This window comes from Nonomuraea sp. NBC_00507 (assembly GCF_036013525.1).
GTDB lineage: Bacteria > Actinomycetota > Actinomycetes > Streptosporangiales > Streptosporangiaceae > Nonomuraea.
This window is the reverse complement of the sequence record NZ_CP107853.1, coordinates 5802358-5820472: the sequence shown is the minus strand read 5'-3', so window position 1 is coordinate 5820472 and position 18115 is coordinate 5802358. Positions and strand designations below refer to the sequence as shown.

Below are 18115 nucleotides of genomic sequence, written 5' to 3'. Positions count from 1 at the left end.
GCCCACATTATCGGCACACATCGGACGCGAACCAGAAAAGGCCCGCGCCGCGCCGGGAATGCTTGCTAACGTGCCCGTCAAGCGCCGTACGTAGCCGACCGATTACACGGGGTGTTCGATGCCACGGCACAAACGGGAACCCGGCACGCTCCCCCGCCCGCTCGCGATCCTCGGCGGCCTCGGGCTCGCCGCCGCCACGGCCGTCGCGATCCAGCTGCTGCCCGCGGGCGCCGCCGCCCCGCCGCCGCGGACACCGCCGACGGTGGTGGAGCCGTCCCCCAGCGCCTCCCCCGCGGCGGCCACGGAGCGGCCCGCCCCGTTCGTGGGCTTCGTCGACACGGCCCGCGACCCCGGCTTCGACCTGCCGGCCCAGTCCCGCCGCACCGGCGTGCGCCACTACATGCTGGGCCACCTCATCGCCGGCGGCGACGACGGCTGCTCCCCGAAGTGGGCGGGGCCGCTCGAAACACCCCAGCCCGATGTCGACCGGAGTGTTCCACCCGAAACGTCTGAGCCAGGCACGGACCAGGGCGATCCGCTCGAATCACCCGATCAGTACACCAGCCGGAGCGATCCGCTCGATCCCGGTAAGAACCCGGTGGCGAACAAGATCGGCCGGCTCAGGGCGCTGGGTGGTGACGCCGTTCCCACCTTCGGCGGGCCCGGCGTCGAGGAGCTGGCCGTGACCTGCACCAGGCCGGGCGGGCTCGCCGCCGCCTACCGCAGGGTGGTCGGCGCGTTCGACGCCGCGGCCGTCGACTTCGAGATCCGCGACAGTGAGAACGGCGGCGTGGCGCTGCGCAGGGCCCGCGCAATCCGGGCCATGCAGCGTGAGCGGCCGCTGCGGGTCAGCTTCACGCTCCCGCTGAGGCCGTATGGGCTGGACGCCGCCGACGTGGCGATGCTGCGCACCACCCAGGAGGCGGGCGCCGAGGTCGGCACCGTGAACCTGCTGGCCGCCATGCAGCCGCGCTCGGCTCCCCACGGCCGCCTGCGCCGGCTCGCGGCGGCCATCCAGCTGGCCAAGGACCAGATCGTCCGGGCACAGGACCTGCCGGATCCCGGCCAGGCATGGCGGCGCATCGCCCTGACCCCGGTGCTGGCGGGCGAGGGCGACCTGAGTGAGCTCGACGCCCGCACACTTGCCGGCTACGCCGCCCGCCACGGGTTGGCCTGGCTGTCGCTGCGTGGCGTCCCACCGTCGCGGGACGTGACGCGGATTCTGCGGGGCCCCTGACTATAGGATTTGGGGACCAGGAAGCTTCTGTCAGTGGGGAGGGGCGATGGCGGCCCGGCCGGACACGGCGCGGAAGATCCTGATCTACTGGATGGACGGGCTGGTGGTGTTCGTCGCCATCCTCTCCATCGTGTTCACCCTCGCGGCGGCGGCGGAGGGCACGCTCTCTCCCTTAGCCGCGGCCGTCTCCATCGTGTGCGCCATCGGCTTCTACGGGCTCTTCCCTTTCCTCCTCAGGGACGCCTTCGACACCCGGCCGCGTCCCACGGTGAAGCTGCTGCTCGCGGCGGTGTTCGCGGTGGCCGCTCTGGCGCTCCTGCCGCTGGACGCGGACGCCGCGAGCGTGTGGATGCAGACCGAAGGGCTGTGGCTGGCGGCGGCCGCGCTCTACCTCCGGCCGTGGGCGACGGCCGGTCTCACAGTGGCCGTCGTGACCGCCGTCACCGGATACACGGTCCTGATGACCGAGCAGGCATGGCAGGGCGTGCTGCTCGGCAGCGCGGTCTCCTCCGTCTCGATGGTCGTGGCCATGCTGCTATGGCGCTGGCTCTGGTGGGTGATCAGAGACGCCTACAACAGCAGGGAGGCCAAGGCGCGGCTGGCGGTGGCCGAGGAGCGGCTGCGCTTCGCGCGCGACCTGCATGACCTGCTCGGGCACAGCCTCTCTGTCATCACGCTGAAGAGCGAGCTGGCCGCCAAGCTGGCGAGCAAGGACACCGGGCGGGCGGCGGCCGAGATGGCCGAGGTCCGTGCGCTGGCCGCGGAGTCGCTGGCCGAGGTGCAGCAGGCGGTGCACGGTTACCAGGCGCTCGACCTGGACGAGGAGCTCGACGGCGTACGCGCGGCGCTGGAGGCGGCCGGCGCCCGCTGTGACATCGTGGCCAGGGCGGACGGCCTGTCGCCGGCCGCCAGGGCGCTGCTGGCGTGGGCGGTCCGCGAGGGCGGCACCAACGTGCTCAAGCACAGCAGGGCCACCCGCTGCGCGATCACCATCCACGAAGGCGTGCTCGAGATGCTCAACGACGGCGTGCACGGGGAGCCCGCGCCGCCCGGCAACGGCCTGCGCGGCCTGTCGGAGCGGCTGGCCACGGCCGGTGGGTCCTTCTCCGCCGCGCCCACCCCGGCGGGCGAGTTCCTGCTGCGCGCGGCGGTGCCGGCCTGATGCGCGGGATGGTCGCCAAGGTCCGGAGGGCCTCCAAGCTGGACAAGGTCCGCTGGTTGTGCATCGGCTCCACCAACGTCATCCTCCTGTTGCCGCTGTTCGGCTACGCGGAGTTGTTCATCCGCTGGCAGGCGGGGATCCTGCCGTGGCCGCTGGGCGTGGGCGCGGTCCTCCTGCTGCTGGTCTTCAACGTGCTGAGCACGCGCCCGTTCACGATCGCCGTCCGGGGCGGAAAGCGGCCGACCGCGATCCTGGCGGTCACCGGGGCCATCGTCGTGCTCCTTTCGGTCTTCCCGCTGATCTGGATCATCCCGGCCTGGCTCGCGTTGATGGCGGCGTTCGTGCGCAAGCGCACCGTCATCGCCCTTTCCGTCGCCTCGATCGTGGTCATCAACGTCTACATCGCCCTGGTCGAAGGCCCCGTCCTCCCCCTGCTGCTGATGCAGACGGTGTTCACCGTGATCTGCGTCGGCGCGGTGTGGGCCAACCTGCGGCTCTGGCAGCTGGCCAAGGAAGCGCACGAGGGGCAGGAGGCACTGTCCAGGCTGGCGGTCTCCGAAGAGCGGCTGCGCTTCGCCCGCGATCTCAACGACCTGCTCGGGCAGAGCCTCACCGACGTCGCGGCCCGGGCCGCCCACGCCGAGCAGACGCTGCGTAGCGATCCTGGCGCGGCGGCGGCGGAGATGTTCGAGGTACGCGACCTGGCCAGGCAGTCGTTACGCGAAGTGCGCACCGTCGTGCAGAACTACCGGGCCGTCGACCTGGACGAGGTGCTCGCCAGCGTGCGGGCGGTGCTGGAGGCGGCGGACGTGCGGTGCACCGTACGCGCCGAGACGGACTCACTGACGCCCGAGGCCCGCACACTGCTGGCCACGGTCGTCCGCGAGGGCGCGACGAACGTGCTCAAGCACAGCCGGGCCGAACGCTGCACGATCACCATCGAGGACGGCGTGCTGGAAATGACCAACGACGGGGTGAACGGCCCGGTGGGCGAGCATGCGCCCAACGGGCTGGCGGGCCTGGCCGATCGCGTGCGCGCGGCTGGCGGCACCCTGAAGGCGGAGCCGGCGCCCGAGGGCCGCTACCTGCTGCGGGCAGGGGTGCCCGCATGATTCTCCGGGAGCTTTCATGACCATCCGCGTGCTGCTCGCCGACGACGAGCACCTCATCCGCGGCGCCATCGCGGCCCTGCTGGACCTCGAGGACGGCATCCAGGTCGTGGCCCAGGTCGGCCGGGGCGACGAGGTCCTCGCCGCGGTGAGAGAGCATCGGCCCGACGTGGCGGTGCTCGACATCGAGATGCCGGGCATGGACGGCCTGAGCGCGGCCGAGCGCATCAGTGCCCAGTGCAAGATCGTCATCCTGACCAGCCTGGGCCGGCCGGGCTACCTGCGCAGGGCCATGGCGGCGGGCGTGAGCGGGTTCCTCGGCAAGGACGCCTCGGCCGAGGAGCTGGCTATGGCGATCCGTAAGGTCCAGAGCGGCGGCCGCTACCTGGACGCGGAGCTGGCCGCGGCGGCGATGGCGGCGGGGGACAGCCCGCTGACCGAGCGCGAACGCGACGCGCTGCGGCTGGCCGGCGACGGGGCGACGATCTCGCGGATCGCCGGCGAGCTGCATCTGACCGAGGGCACCGTGCGCAACTACCTGTCGAGCGCCATGACCAAGCTCCACGCTCAAAACCGCCTGGAGGCGATCCGCACCGCCCAGCGCATGGGCTGGCTCTGAGCCCAGGATTCACATCGGCGTCGTGCCCCCGGCCACCCCGTCGGCGGCCGCGAGCACGAGTCAGCAGGTCACGTAGGCCGAGGACCCCCGGTACCGCGAGGCGCTGTAGGTTCCTCACCCTGCCCGGAACGCAGGGTGATCCGCTTCTTGGCGCCGAGCACGACGTCCGGGCCGAACTCGTAGGTGTAGCCGGTCTTGTCGCGGATCGTCCAGCCTTCGAGATCGACCGTGCGCGTCGTCGTGTTGAGGACGGTGATGTACTCGGCGTTCAGCGAGCTGTTGGAGTGCCGTGCCGAGCGTCGCCGCCGCGACGAGCGCGGCCGATAAGACGATTCTCACCGTCGAGGTCCTCTACATGTGGGCAATGTGACGCATGTAAGGACGACGGATGACAGCTCACGGTTGGCATGGAAATGGCGCTGTTCGCAGGGTTATTTCCTGACGAGCAGCCCCACACATTCCACGTGATGAGTCATGGGGAAGGCGTCGAAAGCACGCAGGTCCTCGAGCATATATCCGCGTTCGGCCAGCCATTTCAGATCCCGGGCGAACGTGGCGGGATCGCACGACACGTACACGATCCGCAACGCCTCCAGCCCCGTGATCCGCTCGACCACCTCGCGCCCGAGCCCGGACCGCGGCGGGTCCACCACCACGAGGTCGGCGCGCTCGATCTGGAACCGGTCGAGCGCCTCCTCCACCCGCCCCCGCTCCACCCGCGCCTGCGGCAGGTCGCGCAGGTTGGCGCGGGCGTCGCGGACGGCCGAGGCCTCGGACTCCAGGCCGAACACCGCTCCCTCGGGCCCGACGGCCTCGGCGAGCCCGGCCGCGAACAGGCCGACGCCGCAGTAGAGGTCGAGCGCCCACTCCCCCGGCTCCGGCGCCGCGTACGCCAGCACAGCGTCCAGCAGCGTCTCCGCGGCCCCCGGGTGGACCTGCCAGAAACCGCTGCCCGCCACCCGGAACTCGCGATCGGCCACCTGCTCGTGCAGCACTCCCGACCCGCGCCGCGGCACCGTGTGGCCCTTGCCCTGGTCGAGCAGGATCGAGGCGGGCGCGTCGAGCTCGGGGACGGTGACGCTGCGGCGCGGCCGGGGTGAGACCACGACGGCCCGGTCGCCGCTGGAGGAGGCGATGACCTCGACCCCGGAGGCGCCGGGCCAGTCATGCGCCTCCGCCCCGACCGCCTCCACCTCGGGGTGGGCGATCAGGCAGGCGTCCACTACCTCGATCTCGTGCGAACGGTGCCGCCGGAAGCCCAGCTCGCCGGTCGGCAGGGCGGCGAACTGCACGCGCGTACGCCAGCCGAGCCCGTCCTTGGCCCCCGGCACCTCTTCGACCACGACCTCACGCTCGATCCCCGCCAGCCGGTGCAGCTGCTCGGCCACGACCTGGGCCTTGAGTCGCCGCTGTGCCTGCGGCGTGGCGTGCTGCCAGTCGCAGCCGCCGCAGCGGCCCGGGCCCGCGTAGGGGCAGGGCGGGACCACGCGGTCTGGCGACGGCTCGAGGATCTCCACGGCGTCGGCACGCAGGAACCGGGTGGTCTCCTCGGTGACGTCGGCGATGACCCGTTCGCCGGGCAGCGCGTGCCGGACGAACACCACGCGTCCTTCGTGGCGTGCCACACACCAGCCACCATGCGCGACCGGACCCACCGTCAACTCGAGAGATACCTGTTCCACACCGCCACCCTATGCCCCCTACCTGGCCAGATTGATCCATTACTGTAGGTGGTCGTGGGAACGGCGAGGGTGGTGCGGCGGCGGCCCGGCTTCGGGGGGACGCTGCTGGCCGTCCTGTTCGCCTGCGCGTCGCTGACGCCGTCGATGCTGCCCCGCACGTGGTTGTACCAGGGGGTGATGTGCGCGGTCACCGGCATTCTGGGATATGCCGTGGGAGCCACGCTCGGCGCGCTGGGCCGGGCGGTGATCTCCTACCGGCTGCCGGAGCGGGGCCGCTGGGTCGCCTGGCAGCTCCTGATCGGCGTGGGCGGGGCACTGGCGGCGGTCGCGCTCTGGTACAGCGTGGACTGGCAACGCGACCTGCGGGCGCTCATGGGCATGGACACGAGGATCACGTGGTTTCCTCCGGTGATCGTCGCGATAGCCGTCGCCCTCTTCGCACTATTTCTCGCTATTTCGCGGCTTGTCCGCTTGGGTTGCCGGAAGCTGATCGCCTGGCTCGAGCGGTTCGTCCCGATCTATGTCGGTCATGTCCTCGGCGTGCTCGTCATCGGGCTCGTGGTCGTCGTCTTGGCCAACGATGTGGTCTTCTCCGCCTTCTCCGCCCGGGTGAGCGAAGTCTCCTCGGTCACCAACGCCGGCACCCACCCGGGGGTGCACAGGCCCACCTCCACCCTGGTGTCCGGCGGCCCGGGTTCGCTGGTGACCTGGGAGTCGCTCGGCAAGGAAGGCCGCCGCTTCACCGGCACCGCCACCACCCGCGCCAGGCTCGCCGCCTTCTCCGGCCGCCCTGCCGCCGACCCGATCAGGGTCTACGTCGGACTCGACTCCACGCGCTCGCCTCAGGCCCAGGCGGCGCTGGCGGTTCGCGAGCTCGAACGCGCCGGCGCGTTCAGCCGCCCTGTGCTCGCCGTGCTCGGCACGACGGGCACCGGCTGGGTCGACCCGCACATCGCCGATGCGCTGGAGTACATGTACAACGGCCGCTCCGCCATGGTCGCCCTGCAGTACTCGTATCTGCCGAGCTGGGCGTCGTTCCTGCTCGACCGGGACAAGGCGGCGGCCGCGGGGCGGGCGTTGTTCGAGGCGGTACGCGCCAGGTGGGCCAGGCTGCCGCCCGGCGAGCGGCCGAAGCTGGTGCTGTCGGGCGAGAGCCTGGGGTCTTACCAGCTGGAGGGGGCCTTCCGCGACCTGGAGGACCTGGCGGCCAAGGCGGACGGCGCGGTGTTCGTCGGCCCGCCGAACGCCAATCACATCTGGCGCAGCGTCACGAACGGCCGCGAACCCGGCAGCCCCGTGTGGCGGCCGGTCTACCAAGGGGGCAAGACGGTCAGGTTCGCCCAGCACCCCGACGACCTGGACCGGCCGCCGGGGCCATGGGTCCGCCCGCGCGTGGTCTACCTGCAGAACGCCTCCGACCCGGTCGTGTGGTGGTCTCCCGAGCTGATCTACCGCCGGCCGGCCTGGCTGGAGGGCGCGCGAGGTCCCGGGATGAATCCGGAGATGAACTGGTTCCCGCTCGTGACCTTCTGGCAGGTGCTGGTGGATCTGACGGCCGGGCTGTCCGTGCCGCCGGGCCACGGGCACCGCTACGGCCCCAACATCGTCGACGGCTGGGCCGCGGTCGCCGCGCCGCCGGGCTGGAACGCGTCCGACACCGACCGGCTGCGCACGCTGATCAGCCCTTGAGCTGCTCCTCTTCCTTGACCGTCTGATGCCACGGCCGGCGCACCGCACCCGGTGCGAACGGCTCCGGCCGGCCCTTGAGCCGGTCCGAGGAGTGCAGCTGCCAGGGCACGCTCGTGACCATGACCCCCGGCTTGAACAGCAGCCGCGCCTTCAGCCGGAGCGCGCTCTGGTTGTGCAGCAGGTGCTCCCACCAATGGCCGACGACGTACTCGGGGATGAACACGGTCACCACGTCGCGCGGCGAGCGCCTGCGCAGGTGCTTGACGTAGTCGAGGATGGGCTGCGTGATCTCCCGGTACGGCGAGTCGAGCATCTTGAGCGGCACCGGGATGCCCCGCCGCTCCCACTCGTCCTGCAGCTTGCGTGCCTCGTCACCCTCGACGCCCACGGTGACGGCCTCCAGCATGGACGGCCTCGTGGCACGCGCGTACGCCAGCGCGCGCAGGGTCGGCTTGTGGATCTTGGAGACGAGCACGATGGCGTGGTTGCGCGCGGGCAGCATCGTCGGCTCGTAGTCCTCGGTGATCTCCAGCTCGCTCGCAACGTGGTCATAGTGCCCCCGGATGCCCTTCATCAACACGAACAGCACCGGCATGGCCAGCACCACGATCCACGCGCCCAGCAGGAACTTGGTCACCAGGACCACGACCAGCACAAGCCCCGTGAACACCGCGCCGAAGCCGTTGATGGCCCGCGAGCGGATCATGTGCCGCCGCGCCTGCCGGTCGGTCTCGGTCTTCAGCAGCCGAGTCCAGTGGATCACCATGCCGATCTGGCTCAGTGTGAACGACACGAACACGCCGACGATGTACAGGTGCACGAGCGCGCTGGGGTTGGCGTTGAACACGAAGATCAGCAGGCAGGCGAACCCGGAGAGCAGGACGATGCCGTTGGAGAACGCCAGCCGGTCGCCCCTGGTGTGCAGTTGGCGCGGCAGGTAGCGGTCCTGGGCCAGGATCGAGCCGAGCACGGGGAAGCCGTTGAAGGCGGTGTTCGCGGCGAGGAACAGGATGAGCGCGGTGATGGCGCTGATGAAGACGAAGCCGGTCGAGTCGTGCCCGAACACCGCCGCGGCCACCTGCGGCAGGATCGCCTCATTGGTGTAGCCGGGAGGCGCCGGCTGCCCGTCGATGATGAGCTGCTCCTGCGGGTTCTCCGCCGCCTTGACGCCGGAGATGAGCGCGAGCGCGATGACGCCCACGAACATCGACACCGCGATCACGCCCATCAGCGCCAGCGTCGTGGCGGCGTTCTTGCTCTTGGGCTTGCGGAAGGCCGGGACGCCGTTGCTGATCGCCTCGACGCCGGTCAGCGCGGCGCAGCCGTTGGAGAAGGCGCGCAGGAGCATGAAGGCCAGGGCCAGGCCGGCCAGCGCGGAGCCGTCCTGCTCGGCGTGGAGCTCGAAGTCCGCGCTCGGCGCCGTCAGGTCGTCGCCGAACACGCCCAGCCGGAAGAACCCCCACGCGATCATGCCGAGGACGCCGACGACGAAGGCGTAGGTGGGAATGGCGAAGATCCCGCCCGACTCGCGGATGCCCCGCAGGTTCATGACGGTGAGCAGGACCACCATGGAGACGGCCACGCCGACCTTGTGCTCGGCCACGAACGGGATGGCCGCGCCGATGTTGTCGACCCCCGACGAGACGGACACGGCGACCGTCAGGACGTAGTCGACCATCAGCGCGCTCGCCACGGTCAGGCCGGCGTTCTGCCCGAGGTTGGTCATGGCGACCTCGTAGTCGCCGCCGCCGCTCGGATAGGCGTGCACGGTCTGCCGATACGACGCCACGACGGTGAACATCAGCACCACGATGGCGACGGCGATCCACGGGGCGAAGTGATAGGCGGCGACTCCCGCAACGGAAAGAGCGACCAGGATCTCCAGCGGCGCGTACGCCACCGAGGAGAGCGGGTCGCTCGCGAAAACAGGTAGCGCGATCCGTTTGGGGAGGAGTTGCTCATGGAGCTGCCCGCTGCGTAGGGCACGCCCCACGAGCACGCGTTTGACAAGATCCGTTACCTTCGCCACGTAACGAGATGCTAGCCCCATACGCAGGCGCTAAACGAGGCGAGTCCCCACTGGGGCCATACTGGTGTCGAGCAACCGGCCGACCGCGAGATGCGGGGGGATATGCATATAGTGATCATGGGATGTGGCCGGGTGGGTTCGACCCTCGCGCACATCCTCGAAGACAGCGGTCATTCCGTCGCCATCATCGACCGCAACCCCCAGGCGTTCCGGCGGCTGCGCGCCGGGTTCCGGGGGCGGCGGGTGACGGGCGTCGGCTTCGATCGCGACGTGCTCACCGAGGCCGGCGTCGAGTCCGCGGCGGCGTTCGTGGCGGTCTCCAGCGGCGACAACTCCAACATCATCTCCGCGCGCGTGGCCCGCGAGACGTTCGGCGTCGACAACGTGGTGGCCCGCATCTACGACCCTCGGCGAGCCGAGGTCTACCAGCGGCTGGGCATCCCCACGGTGGCGACCGTGCGCTGGACCGCCGACCAGATCCTGCGCCGCATCCTCCCCGAGGGCGCCGAGCCGCTCTGGCGCGACCCCACCGGCACCGTGGTGCTGGCGGAGGTCGCCGCCCATCCCGCCTGGATCGGCACCCGCATCGCCGACCTGGAGAGCCGCGTCCGCACGCGCGCCGCCTTCGTCAACCGCATGGGCGAGGCCGTGACCATCACGGAGGACACCGTGGTCCAGGATGGCGACGTGCTGCACGTCATCGCCGCCGAGAACGACATGGACCGGATCAACAAGGTGCTCGCCGCGGCACCGGAAGAGGATCACTGATGCGCGTCGCCATCGCCGGAGCGGGGGCCGTCGGCCGTTCCATCGCGGCCGAGCTCCTGGAGAACGGCCACGAGGTCCTGCTCATCGACGTCGACCCCGCCGCCATCAAGATCGACAGCGTGCCACGCGCCGAATGGCTGCTCGCCGACGCCTGCGAGATCGCGTCGCTGGACGAGGCCGGTCTCAACAACTGCCACGTCGTCGTCGCCTCCTCCGGCGACGACAAGGTCAACCTGGTCGTGTCGCTGCTGGCCAAGACCGAATACGGCGTGCCCCGCGTGGTGGCCAGGATCAACCACCCCAACAACGAGTGGCTGTTCAACGAGTCGTGGGGCGTCGACGTGGCCGTCTCGACCCCGCGCCTGCTGAGCGCGCTGGTGGAGGAGGCGGTGAGCGTCGGCGACCTGGTCCGCCTGATGACCTTCCGCCAGGGCCAGGCCAACCTGGTGGAGCTGACGCTGGCCGAGGACGCGCCGGTGGTCGGCCAGCGAGCCGGCTCGGTGCCGTGGCCGGTGGACGCGGCGCTGGTGGCGATCCTGCGCGAGGGCCGGGTCCTGGTGCCGACCGCGGACGATCCGCTGGAGGCGGGGGACGAGCTGCTGTTCGTCGCCAGCCAGGAAGTGGAGCAGGAGCTCGCCCACCTGCTGTCCCTGCACTAAGGCAGGACGCCCGCCGGGGTCTGCCGAGCGCCGCCAGGTTCTCGCCTGGCGGCGCTTCCTGCCGTCCCACCCGAGCGGCACTACGGACACCAAAAATCTGTGGGCGCGTGTCGAAAACCGCCTCGCCTCGTTCGCAGCGTATCCAGTGGGCCGGACGAGCCGGCCCCGCCGACACGCATGCCATCAGAACCAACGATCTGGCCAAGGCCCGTGACGAGCTCGACCACATCCCCGACGGCCTGACCGTGCTGGCGTCCAGCCGCTCGTCGAACTCGACCGGGTCGAGCCGGCCGTCGGCGACGGCGGTGCGCAGCACTTCGGTGACCCGGTCACGGTCCTCGTCGGACGCGCGCAGCGCGGGTGAGCAGGACTTCTCAACACCCTGCACGTGGACCTCCTGTGTCGTCATCGTGGTCTCTCTTCGTAGAGCCCGGGCGGTGTCACTCGCAGAACACCCGCACCTTTTGTCGGACACGTCGACGACGGCCGCGCCAAGCTGCTCGATGTGCTCCTCGATGTGCTGCGCTGACGCTTTCCGGCACGGCCGTTCGGCCCTACTCGATCTCGACCCCGGGCCGGGGAGCGCCCACAGCAATTGCCCAGTGCCCCACACAGCGCGCCTCCAGGGCTCACCCGGCTGGCGGGGCATGCGACCAATCCGGTCGGCATGGCGAGCAGCAGTAGCGGCGCCGGCACGACAAGGACCTTCAGCCGCAGCCAGCGGCCGTTCCGATGGCGATCGCGTACCGTCACCAGGCGCGGGATCATCAGGACCTCTCCAGCTCTGCCCACGCCTTCTGGAGTTTTCCTCACGCGAGGACTGTCATCATCCGAGGCAGGCCCGGACGGCCTTGACCAGGTTCGCCGCGCGCGGGTCGTCGGGCCGGAAGTTCCACAGGTTCGTGACGTAGCCGAAGCCGACACCGGCATCGGGGTCGGCGAAGCCCCCCGATCCGCCCGAGCCCGGGTGGCCGAACGACCCCGGCCCCACCAACGGCATCGGCGGGCAGGCTCGCCAGAACCCCAGCGACATGTAGAAGGAGCGGTCAGCCGGGATGTTCAGCCCCGGCGGCAGCCCGTGCATCGGCGTCTTGTCGGTCTGGACAACCGTCATCTTCTCGACTGTTGGCGCATCGAGCAGCCGCACCCCGTCCACGTCGCTGACCGTGGCGGCATACATCCGCGCCACCGATCGCGCGTCCGCGAGCATGTTTGCGGCCGGGAACTCAGCCGCGCGCCAGGCACGCGTCGAGGGATAGTCGGAGGTGTTGTCCAAGGCGCCGCCGAGCTCGCCGGCGCGGGCTTGAACCGAGCCCGGAGCCCACACGGCGTTCACCCATGCGGTGACCGTATCCGCATCGAGCCCGGTAATCGCGATCAGCCCGGCCTTCAGCTCCTCCAGGCTGAACGGAGCGGCATAGTGGATCCGGGCCACCCGTGTCTCCTCTTTCTCGGGCAGCCCGATCCAGGCGCTCAGCCCGAGAGGGGCGGCCACCTCTTCGGCGAAGAAGGTGCCGAGTGACTTGCCGGTGATCCGGCGCACGACTTCCCCGACCAGAAACCCGAACGTGACGCTGTGGTAGACGTGCTCGGTGCCCGGCTGCCACAGCGGCTTTTGCGCCTCGAGCGCGCGGATGACCGGGTGCCATGCGCACGCCTGCTCGAACGTCAGCGGCCCGTCGACGATCGGCAGACCGGCCTGGTGCGACAGCAGCCAGCGCACCGGGATCTGCTCCTTGCCGGCCGCGGCGAACTCCGGCCAGTATTGGGCCACCGGGGCGTCCAGATCCAATTCACCGCGCTGGACCAGCATGTGGGCACAGATCGCGGTGGCGCCTTTCGTCGTCGATGCGACCTGGACGATGGTGTTCCTGCGCCACGGTCGCTTCGCTTCGCGATCGGCCAGGCCGCCCCACAGGTTGACGACGGGGCGGCCGCCCACGTAGACGCTGCACGCCGCGCCGACCTCGCCAGGGTTCCTGAAGTTCGCGCGGAACACGTCGGCGACCTTTCCCCAGCCGTGCTCGACACCGTGCTCGACACCGTCACCACCACCGCTCACGGAGGCGTTGGCACGGCCGGTCAGGGCAGCGTGGGCGCCGGCGAGCGCGCCGGCGCCCAGCACGCCCCTTAATACGGTCCGGCGTCCGACGTGTCCCTGTTCGGGTGTCCCGCTTGTCGTGTCCACCGTGCTGTATTCCTTTCTAGGGATCTGAAAGCAGGGATTTGAGACTTCTGGCGACGGCGTACGCCCGGATCGACTGGGACGGCCCGTGCTGCTGGATCGGTGTGGCAAGACTGTTGTGCGAGGAGCACGAGCAGGTTTCGTCGAAGGCGGACATGGCCGGCCGTCGGTTCCGTGCCGTCGTGTCGCTCCGGCTCGCACTAGGTGGTCTTGTCGTGGAACGCGAGCCGCCCTCGTCAGGGGTCACCGGCATATGGGCGCAAAGGAGTCGCGGACGCGATCGCCGCAGGCGAGCAGTCACAGCGGTGGCGGGCGGGCCCGTACGCGCCCTCGCCTGTCATCGGTTCGTGGTTACGCGTCCCAGGTGACCGGGAGGCTCTTGACTCCGTAGATGTCGGCGGTCTCCGGGCGCAGGGCGACCTCGCCTGCTGGTACGGCCAGCCGCAGCGTGGGGAAGCGGTCGATCAGCGCGGGGAGCGCGACGCGCATTTCGACGCGGGCGAGCTGCTGGCCCAGGCACTGGTGGATGCCGTGGCTGAAGGCCAGGTGGCCGCCGTCCTGCCGGTTGAGGTCGAGTACGTGGGGGTTGGGGAAGCGTTCGGGGTCGCGGTTGGCGGTGTTGAGGGACAGGATGACCGTCGTGCCGGCCGTGATGGTGTGGCCGCCCAGTTCGATGTCCTCCAGCGCCACCCTGTGGAACTGCTTGGCGACGCTCAGATACCGCAGCAGCTCTTCCACGGCCTGGTCGGTGAGCGCAGGCTCGGCGCGCAACGCGGCAAGCTGGTCCGGGTTCTGCAGCAGCGCGAAGGTGCCCAGCGCCAGCATGTTCGCGGTGGTGTCGAACCCGGCCGACAGCAGGATCAGGGCCATCCCCTGCAGCTCCTCGTCGGTCAGGTCGCTGTCGAGCAGGTCGCTGAGCACGTCGTCGGTGGGGTTGGCACGCTTGGCCACCACCAGCTCGGCGAGGTACTGCTGCGTCGCGGTGTAGGCCGCCATCAGCTCCTCGTCGCTGACCTCTCCGCCGAGGAACTTGTCGATGTTCTCCTGGAAGCGGCCCCGGTCCTCGTACGGCACCCCCAGCAGCTCACAGATGATGATGGCGGGGATGGGCTTGGCGAACGCGGTCACCAGGTCCACCGGCGGCCCGGCCTTCTCCATGGCGTCCAGGTGCTCGGCGGTGATCTGCTCGACGCGCTCGGTGAGCAGCCGCATCCGCCGGACGGTGAACTTGCCCACCAGCGGTTTCCGGTAGCGGCTGTGCTGAGGCTCGTCCATGAGCAGGAACTCGCCGGGCGGGGCCGGAGGGACCTCGATGTCGCCGTAGTCGATCAGCGGGTGGTGGCGCATGAGTTCCTTGCGCGAGCTGAACCGGGGGTCGGCCAGGACCGCCCGGACCAGGTCGTAGCCGGTGATCAGCCAGCCCTGGTGTCCGTCGGGGAAGGGGAAGCGGCTGATCGGGCCGTGCTCGCGGGCCTCGATGAGGTCCTTTGGCGGGTCGAAGGGGCAGCCGGGCTGACGCTCGGTCGGCATCGTCGTGACGGTGTGGAGGGATTCAGTCATGGTCTTTCCTTGTCTCGCGACAGGAGGTGTTGTGTGGAGCTCGAAGGGGACGCCTCCGCCCGGCGGCGCGAGACGAGCCGAGGGAGTGCTGTTCTGTTCAGGGCAACCGCGCCGCGATCTGCCTGTCCGCCACGCTCATCGCGATCAAGACATGCCCGATCGATACGCCCTAGGAGATCTTGCGGCGGTAGGTGTTCATGGCGAAGGCGTAGGCGACGATGAGGATGCCGACGCACCAGGCCAGGGCGATCCAGATGTCGGTGCCGACCGGCTGATCGGTGAACAGGGCGCGGATGGCGTTGACGATGGAGGTCACCGGCTGGTTCTCGGCGAAGACGCGCAGCGGGCCGGGCATGGTGTCGGTGGGCACGAAGGCCGAGCTGAGGAAGGGCAGGAAGATGAGCGGGTAGGAGAACGCGCTCGCGCCTTCCATCGTCTTGGCGGACAGGCCGGGGATGACGGCGATCCAGGTCAACGCCAGGGTGAACAGGATCAGGATGCCCGCCACCGACAGCCACGCCGGCACTCCCGCCGAGGAGCGGAAGCCCATGAGCAGGGCCACGAGCGTCACGACCACGAGCGAGATCACATTGGCGACCAGCGAGGTCAGCACGTGCGCCCACAGCACCGACGACCGCGCGATCGGCATCGATTGGAAGCGCTCGAAGATGCCGCCCTTCATATCCATGAACAGCCGGAACGCGGTGTAGGCGATGCCCGAGGCCACCGTGATGAGCAGGATGCCGGGCAGCATGTAGTTCACATACGAATCCGACCCTGTTCTGATCGCGCCGCCGAACACGTAGACGAACATCAGCATCATGGCGATCGGCATGATCGCAGTGGTGATGATGGTGTCCGGGCTGCGCGTGATGTGGCGCAGGGAGCGTCCCAGCAGGACGGCGGTGTCGCCGAAGAAATGCTTGCTCATCATTGTTCCTTATGCCTTCGTGCCGACGAGGGTGAGGAAGACGTCCTCGAGGGTCGGCTGCTTTTCGACGTATTCAACCTTGGCGGGTGGGAGCAGTTGCTTGAGCTCGTCCAGGGTGCCGTTGACGATGATCCGGCCCTCGTGGAGGATCGCGATCCGGTCGGCGAGTTGTTCGGCCTCGTCCAGGTACTGCGTGGTGAGCAGCACCGTTGTGCCGCGGCCGGCGAGTTCTTTTACGGCCTGCCAGACCTCGATGCGGGCCTGGGGGTCCAGGCCGGTGGTCGGCTCGTCGAGGAAGATGATCGGCGGGCTCCCGATGAGGCTCATCGCGATGTCCAGGCGCCGGCGCATGCCGCCGGAGTACGTCGCGACCTTCCGTCCGCCCGCGTCGGTGAGCGAGAAGCGCGCGAGCAGCTCATCGGCGATCTTGCCTGGGTTCTTGAGGTGCCGCAGCCGGGCGACCAGCACGAGGTTCTCCCGCCCGGTGAGGATCTCGTCGACGGCGGCGAACTGCCCCGTCAGGCTGATCGATTCGCGTACGTCCGCGGCCTGGGTGGCGACGTTGAAGCCGTTCACGCGGGCCGTGCCCGCGTCGGCCTTGAGCAGCGTGGACAGGATCTTCACGGCCGTGGTCTTGCCCGCCCCGTTGGAGCCGAGCAGGGCGAAGATGCTGCCCCGCGCCACGGTGAAGTCCACGCCGCGCAGCACGCGCAGCTCCTTGTACGACTTCTCCAGGCCCTGCACATGGATCGCCGCAGCTTGCTGTGTCGTCATCAGTCTGTCCTGTTCTTTGTCGTGGTGTTCTCGCCGGCGGCGCGCTCGATGGCGGTGGTGAAGCGGTTGCGCTCCCGGGTTCTGTACTGGCCGAGGGGGTAGTTGGCCACGAACGCCTCGACAAACTCCACCGGGTCCTCCCCGAAGATGTCGCGGATCGGGGTGCCGTCCGCCGCCCCCTGTTCGAACAGCTCGGCAAGGTCGTCGTACATCGCCATCGCACCGGCGCCGTCGGCCGGGCCGAAGTGCATCAGGTACCGCTCCAGCGCTTCGACCGCGATGCGGTAGTTCTCGGGAAGCTGCTTGATGCGTGCCTTGTACTGCCGGTAGCGCTTCTTCTCCTCCAGCGATCCGGTGACGATCTCCAGGTACTGCAGGTAGCGGCTCTTCGGCTCGTTTGATCCTGTAGTCATGTCTACTTGCCTCCCTTGCGGAGCTGTTCGAGCCGGTCGGCCAGGAAGCTCCAGGTCCGCCAGAACTCTTCGAGGTACTCCCGTCCCTGGTCGTTGAGGGAGTACACCTTGCGCGGCGGCCCCTTCTCCGACGGGACCCTCTGCACATCGACCAGGCCGCGCTGCTCGACCCTGACCAGCAGCGCGTAGATGGTGCCTTCGGCGATGTCGGAGAAGCCCTGAGCCCGCAGCCACGCCGTGATCTCGTAGCCGTATGCGGGCCGGCCGGACAGGATCGCGAGGACGATGCCCTCCAGCGTTCCTTTGAGCATCTCCGTCACGAGCTTGCCCATGGGACGCCTCCCCCTTTCAGCTACTTGGTGTTGCTGACTACCGGTACAAAGTAACACTGACTACCAGTACTTAGCAATACCGAATAGCTGAGGTGTAAAGCGGAAGCTTGAGCGTGTGGGTGCGGGCGGCCTGATCGCTGTCCGTGAGCGAGTTCGTCATCCCGTTGCCGTGCTGACACGACCGCCGACACGACACCGCGGCAGGCCTGCTCACCGCCGCGACATCCGCCGGCCTGGCGCGCCTCCCAAGGGGCGTTCGGCGTCCAAAGGATCCTCCCCGACGTCTTCGTGGATCGGGGTCCGTTCGCCCCGCTCTGCTCCGGCAGGCGCGGCCTCGGGAGGGTGTTCAAGCACCCCCTCGGGGTCCGTCCAACGGAACGGCGCCTACTGCACAGCCCAGCGCCCGCCGGTGCCTTGGGTCGACGACGGGTGCTACTTCCCGGCCATGCCGGGTTCCCCGCTGGTGGACTCCTGATAGATGTCCGCGTTGATGCGCGAGTCCTTGATCAGGTCGTCGCAGAAGGCAGCGACGTCGTTGCCGATGAGTTCCAGGACTCCTCTGTTGGCCGCGACGCCCTCCTCGAAGAAATCGACGATCCCTGAGAGCAGAGACCCGTCAGTCAGTCAGTCCGACCGGCCCGACCTTGAAGAAGTACCTCTGAATCTCCTTATAGACGATCCGATAGTCCGGCGGGAGCGCGTTGACCCGCGCCATGTGCGCCCGCCACTGCTTCTTGCCCTCGATGATGTCCTGGATGCCCACGTCAGCCTCCTAGCCGGCCCAATTTCCTTGCGACGTTCCTGTTCAACTGCTCACGCCACCGACCGCAATAGCTCCGAGCCCCTTCTCCGCCGGTGGCGTCGACGTGGCCGTCTCGACCCCGCGCCAGGTTCTCGCCTGGCGGCGCTTCTTGCCGTCCCACCCGAGCGGCACTACGGACCACCAAAAAATCTTGCAAAAAATCT

At 69.4% G+C, this 18115-nt stretch carries 18 protein-coding genes and 1 pseudogene; 7 read left to right on the top strand and 12 right to left on the bottom strand.

The window, feature by feature from the left end:
• Window positions 1-118 precede the first annotated feature (118 nt).
• The 4 genes from OHA25_RS28255 to OHA25_RS28240 are packed head-to-tail and all read left to right on the top strand — an operon-like array spanning window position 119 to window position 4127.
• Complete coding sequence (locus OHA25_RS28255) at window positions 119-1237, top strand: hypothetical protein (protein ID WP_327590475.1); 1119 nt, start codon at window positions 119-121, stop codon at window positions 1235-1237.
• Between the two features lie 46 nt (window positions 1238-1283).
• Complete coding sequence (locus OHA25_RS28250; RefSeq protein ID WP_327590474.1) at window positions 1284-2399, top strand: sensor histidine kinase; 1116 nt, start codon at window positions 1284-1286, stop codon at window positions 2397-2399.
• Window positions 2399-3511, top strand: a complete 1113-nt coding sequence (locus OHA25_RS28245) for a sensor histidine kinase (RefSeq protein ID WP_327590473.1) — start codon at window positions 2399-2401, stop codon at window positions 3509-3511. Before OHA25_RS28250 ends, OHA25_RS28245 begins: the two co-directional genes overlap by 1 nt.
• A 16-nt stretch (window positions 3512-3527) precedes the next feature.
• The gene (locus tag OHA25_RS28240; RefSeq protein WP_327590472.1) at window positions 3528-4127 is read left to right on the top strand and encodes a response regulator transcription factor; all 600 of its coding nucleotides are present in this window, start codon (window positions 3528-3530) and stop codon (window positions 4125-4127) included.
• Window positions 4128-4195: 68 nt separating this feature from the next.
• Here OHA25_RS28240 and OHA25_RS61500 read toward each other — a convergent pair whose 3' ends face one another.
• Together OHA25_RS61500 and OHA25_RS28235 are read right to left on the bottom strand one after the other, a co-directional pair.
• Window positions 4196-4399 (bottom strand): lamin tail domain-containing protein, encoded by a 204-nt coding sequence (locus OHA25_RS61500; protein WP_442942208.1) that lies wholly within the window; start codon window positions 4397-4399, stop codon window positions 4196-4198.
• Between the two features lie 159 nt (window positions 4400-4558).
• Window positions 4559-5788, bottom strand: coding sequence for a class I SAM-dependent RNA methyltransferase (locus OHA25_RS28235; RefSeq protein WP_442942207.1), 1230 nt, complete (start codon window positions 5786-5788; stop codon window positions 4559-4561).
• A 75-nt stretch (window positions 5789-5863) separates the two neighbouring features.
• Between OHA25_RS28235 and OHA25_RS28230 the strand changes: the two genes are divergently transcribed.
• A complete protein-coding gene (locus OHA25_RS28230; protein WP_327590470.1) occupies window positions 5864-7498 on the top strand; it encodes an alpha/beta hydrolase in 1635 nt (544 codons plus the stop codon).
• Here OHA25_RS28230 and OHA25_RS28225 read toward each other — a convergent pair.
• Window positions 7488-9527, bottom strand: a complete 2040-nt coding sequence (locus OHA25_RS28225) for an APC family permease (protein WP_327590469.1) — start codon at window positions 9525-9527, stop codon at window positions 7488-7490. The genes OHA25_RS28230 and OHA25_RS28225 overlap by 11 nt on opposite strands.
• 102 nt (window positions 9528-9629) lie before the next feature.
• Between OHA25_RS28225 and OHA25_RS28220 the strand changes: the two genes are divergently transcribed.
• Window positions 9630-10295: a potassium channel family protein gene (locus OHA25_RS28220; protein ID WP_327590468.1), complete on the top strand. Its 666-nt coding sequence runs from the start codon at window positions 9630-9632 to the stop codon at window positions 10293-10295.
• On the top strand, window positions 10295-10954 hold the full coding sequence (locus OHA25_RS28215) for a potassium channel family protein (RefSeq protein ID WP_327590467.1): 660 nt from the start codon (window positions 10295-10297) through the stop codon (window positions 10952-10954). The genes OHA25_RS28220 and OHA25_RS28215 overlap by 1 nt, the downstream gene beginning before the upstream one ends.
• Before the next feature lie 262 nt (window positions 10955-11216).
• Here the strand turns inward: OHA25_RS28215 and OHA25_RS28210 are convergent.
• The 9 genes and pseudogenes from OHA25_RS28210 to OHA25_RS28170 all read right to left on the bottom strand — a co-directional run.
• Window positions 11217-11363 (bottom strand): annotated as a pseudogene (locus OHA25_RS28210) (DUF1707 SHOCT-like domain-containing protein); the annotation flags it as partial.
• Between the two features lie 417 nt (window positions 11364-11780).
• Entirely contained in the window at window positions 11781-13142 is a 1362-nt protein-coding gene (locus tag OHA25_RS28205; protein ID WP_327590466.1) for a serine hydrolase domain-containing protein, read from the bottom strand.
• Between the two features lie 348 nt (window positions 13143-13490).
• Entirely contained in the window at window positions 13491-14699 is a 1209-nt protein-coding gene (locus OHA25_RS28200) for a cytochrome P450 (protein ID WP_327590465.1), read from the bottom strand.
• A gap of 169 nt (window positions 14700-14868) precedes the next feature.
• Window positions 14869-15630, bottom strand: coding sequence for an ABC transporter permease (locus OHA25_RS28195; RefSeq protein WP_327590464.1), 762 nt, complete (start codon window positions 15628-15630; stop codon window positions 14869-14871).
• 9 nt (window positions 15631-15639) lie between these two features.
• Window positions 15640-16404 carry an ABC transporter ATP-binding protein gene (locus OHA25_RS28190; protein ID WP_327590463.1) on the bottom strand — a complete coding sequence of 255 codons (765 nt, stop codon included), beginning with the start codon at window positions 16402-16404 and terminating at the stop codon, window positions 15640-15642.
• Window positions 16404-16817 carry a DUF1048 domain-containing protein gene (locus OHA25_RS28185; RefSeq protein ID WP_327590462.1) on the bottom strand — a complete coding sequence of 138 codons (414 nt, stop codon included), beginning with the start codon at window positions 16815-16817 and terminating at the stop codon, window positions 16404-16406. The genes OHA25_RS28190 and OHA25_RS28185 overlap by 1 nt, the downstream gene beginning before the upstream one ends.
• 2 nt (window positions 16818-16819) lie before the next feature.
• The gene (locus tag OHA25_RS28180; RefSeq protein ID WP_327590461.1) at window positions 16820-17149 is read right to left on the bottom strand and encodes a PadR family transcriptional regulator; all 330 of its coding nucleotides are present in this window, start codon (window positions 17147-17149) and stop codon (window positions 16820-16822) included.
• A gap of 432 nt (window positions 17150-17581) precedes the next feature.
• Window positions 17582-17701 carry a hypothetical protein gene (locus OHA25_RS28175; protein WP_327591054.1) on the bottom strand — a complete coding sequence of 40 codons (120 nt, stop codon included), beginning with the start codon at window positions 17699-17701 and terminating at the stop codon, window positions 17582-17584.
• A gap of 64 nt (window positions 17702-17765) precedes the next feature.
• Window positions 17766-17912 (bottom strand): DUF1048 domain-containing protein, encoded by a 147-nt coding sequence (locus OHA25_RS28170; protein ID WP_327590460.1) that lies wholly within the window; start codon window positions 17910-17912, stop codon window positions 17766-17768.
• Between the last annotated feature and the right edge of the window lie 203 nt (window positions 17913-18115).

Excerpts from the sequence above, each read along its gene's own strand:
- OHA25_RS28185 (WP_327590462.1), bottom strand. The coding sequence starts at position 16,817 with ATGACTACAGGATCAAACGAGCCGAAGAGCCGCTACCTGCAGTACCTG.
- OHA25_RS28245 (WP_327590473.1), top strand. The coding sequence starts at position 2,399 with ATGCGCGGGATGGTCGCCAAGGTCCGGAGGGCCTCCAAGCTGGACAAG.
- OHA25_RS28250 (WP_327590474.1), top strand. The coding sequence starts at position 1,284 with ATGGCGGCCCGGCCGGACACGGCGCGGAAGATCCTGATCTACTGGATG.
- OHA25_RS28220 (WP_327590468.1), top strand. The coding sequence starts at position 9,630 with ATGCATATAGTGATCATGGGATGTGGCCGGGTGGGTTCGACCCTCGCG.
- OHA25_RS28190 (WP_327590463.1), bottom strand. The coding sequence starts at position 16,404 with ATGACGACACAGCAAGCTGCGGCGATCCATGTGCAGGGCCTGGAGAAG.
- OHA25_RS28195 (WP_327590464.1), bottom strand. The coding sequence starts at position 15,630 with ATGAGCAAGCATTTCTTCGGCGACACCGCCGTCCTGCTGGGACGCTCC.
- OHA25_RS28200 (WP_327590465.1), bottom strand. The coding sequence starts at position 14,699 with ATGACTGAATCCCTCCACACCGTCACGACGATGCCGACCGAGCGTCAG.
- OHA25_RS28215 (WP_327590467.1), top strand. The coding sequence starts at position 10,295 with ATGCGCGTCGCCATCGCCGGAGCGGGGGCCGTCGGCCGTTCCATCGCG.
- OHA25_RS28255 (WP_327590475.1), top strand. The coding sequence starts at position 119 with ATGCCACGGCACAAACGGGAACCCGGCACGCTCCCCCGCCCGCTCGCG.
- OHA25_RS28240 (WP_327590472.1), top strand. The coding sequence starts at position 3,528 with ATGACCATCCGCGTGCTGCTCGCCGACGACGAGCACCTCATCCGCGGC.
- OHA25_RS28180 (WP_327590461.1), bottom strand. The coding sequence starts at position 17,149 with ATGGGCAAGCTCGTGACGGAGATGCTCAAAGGAACGCTGGAGGGCATC.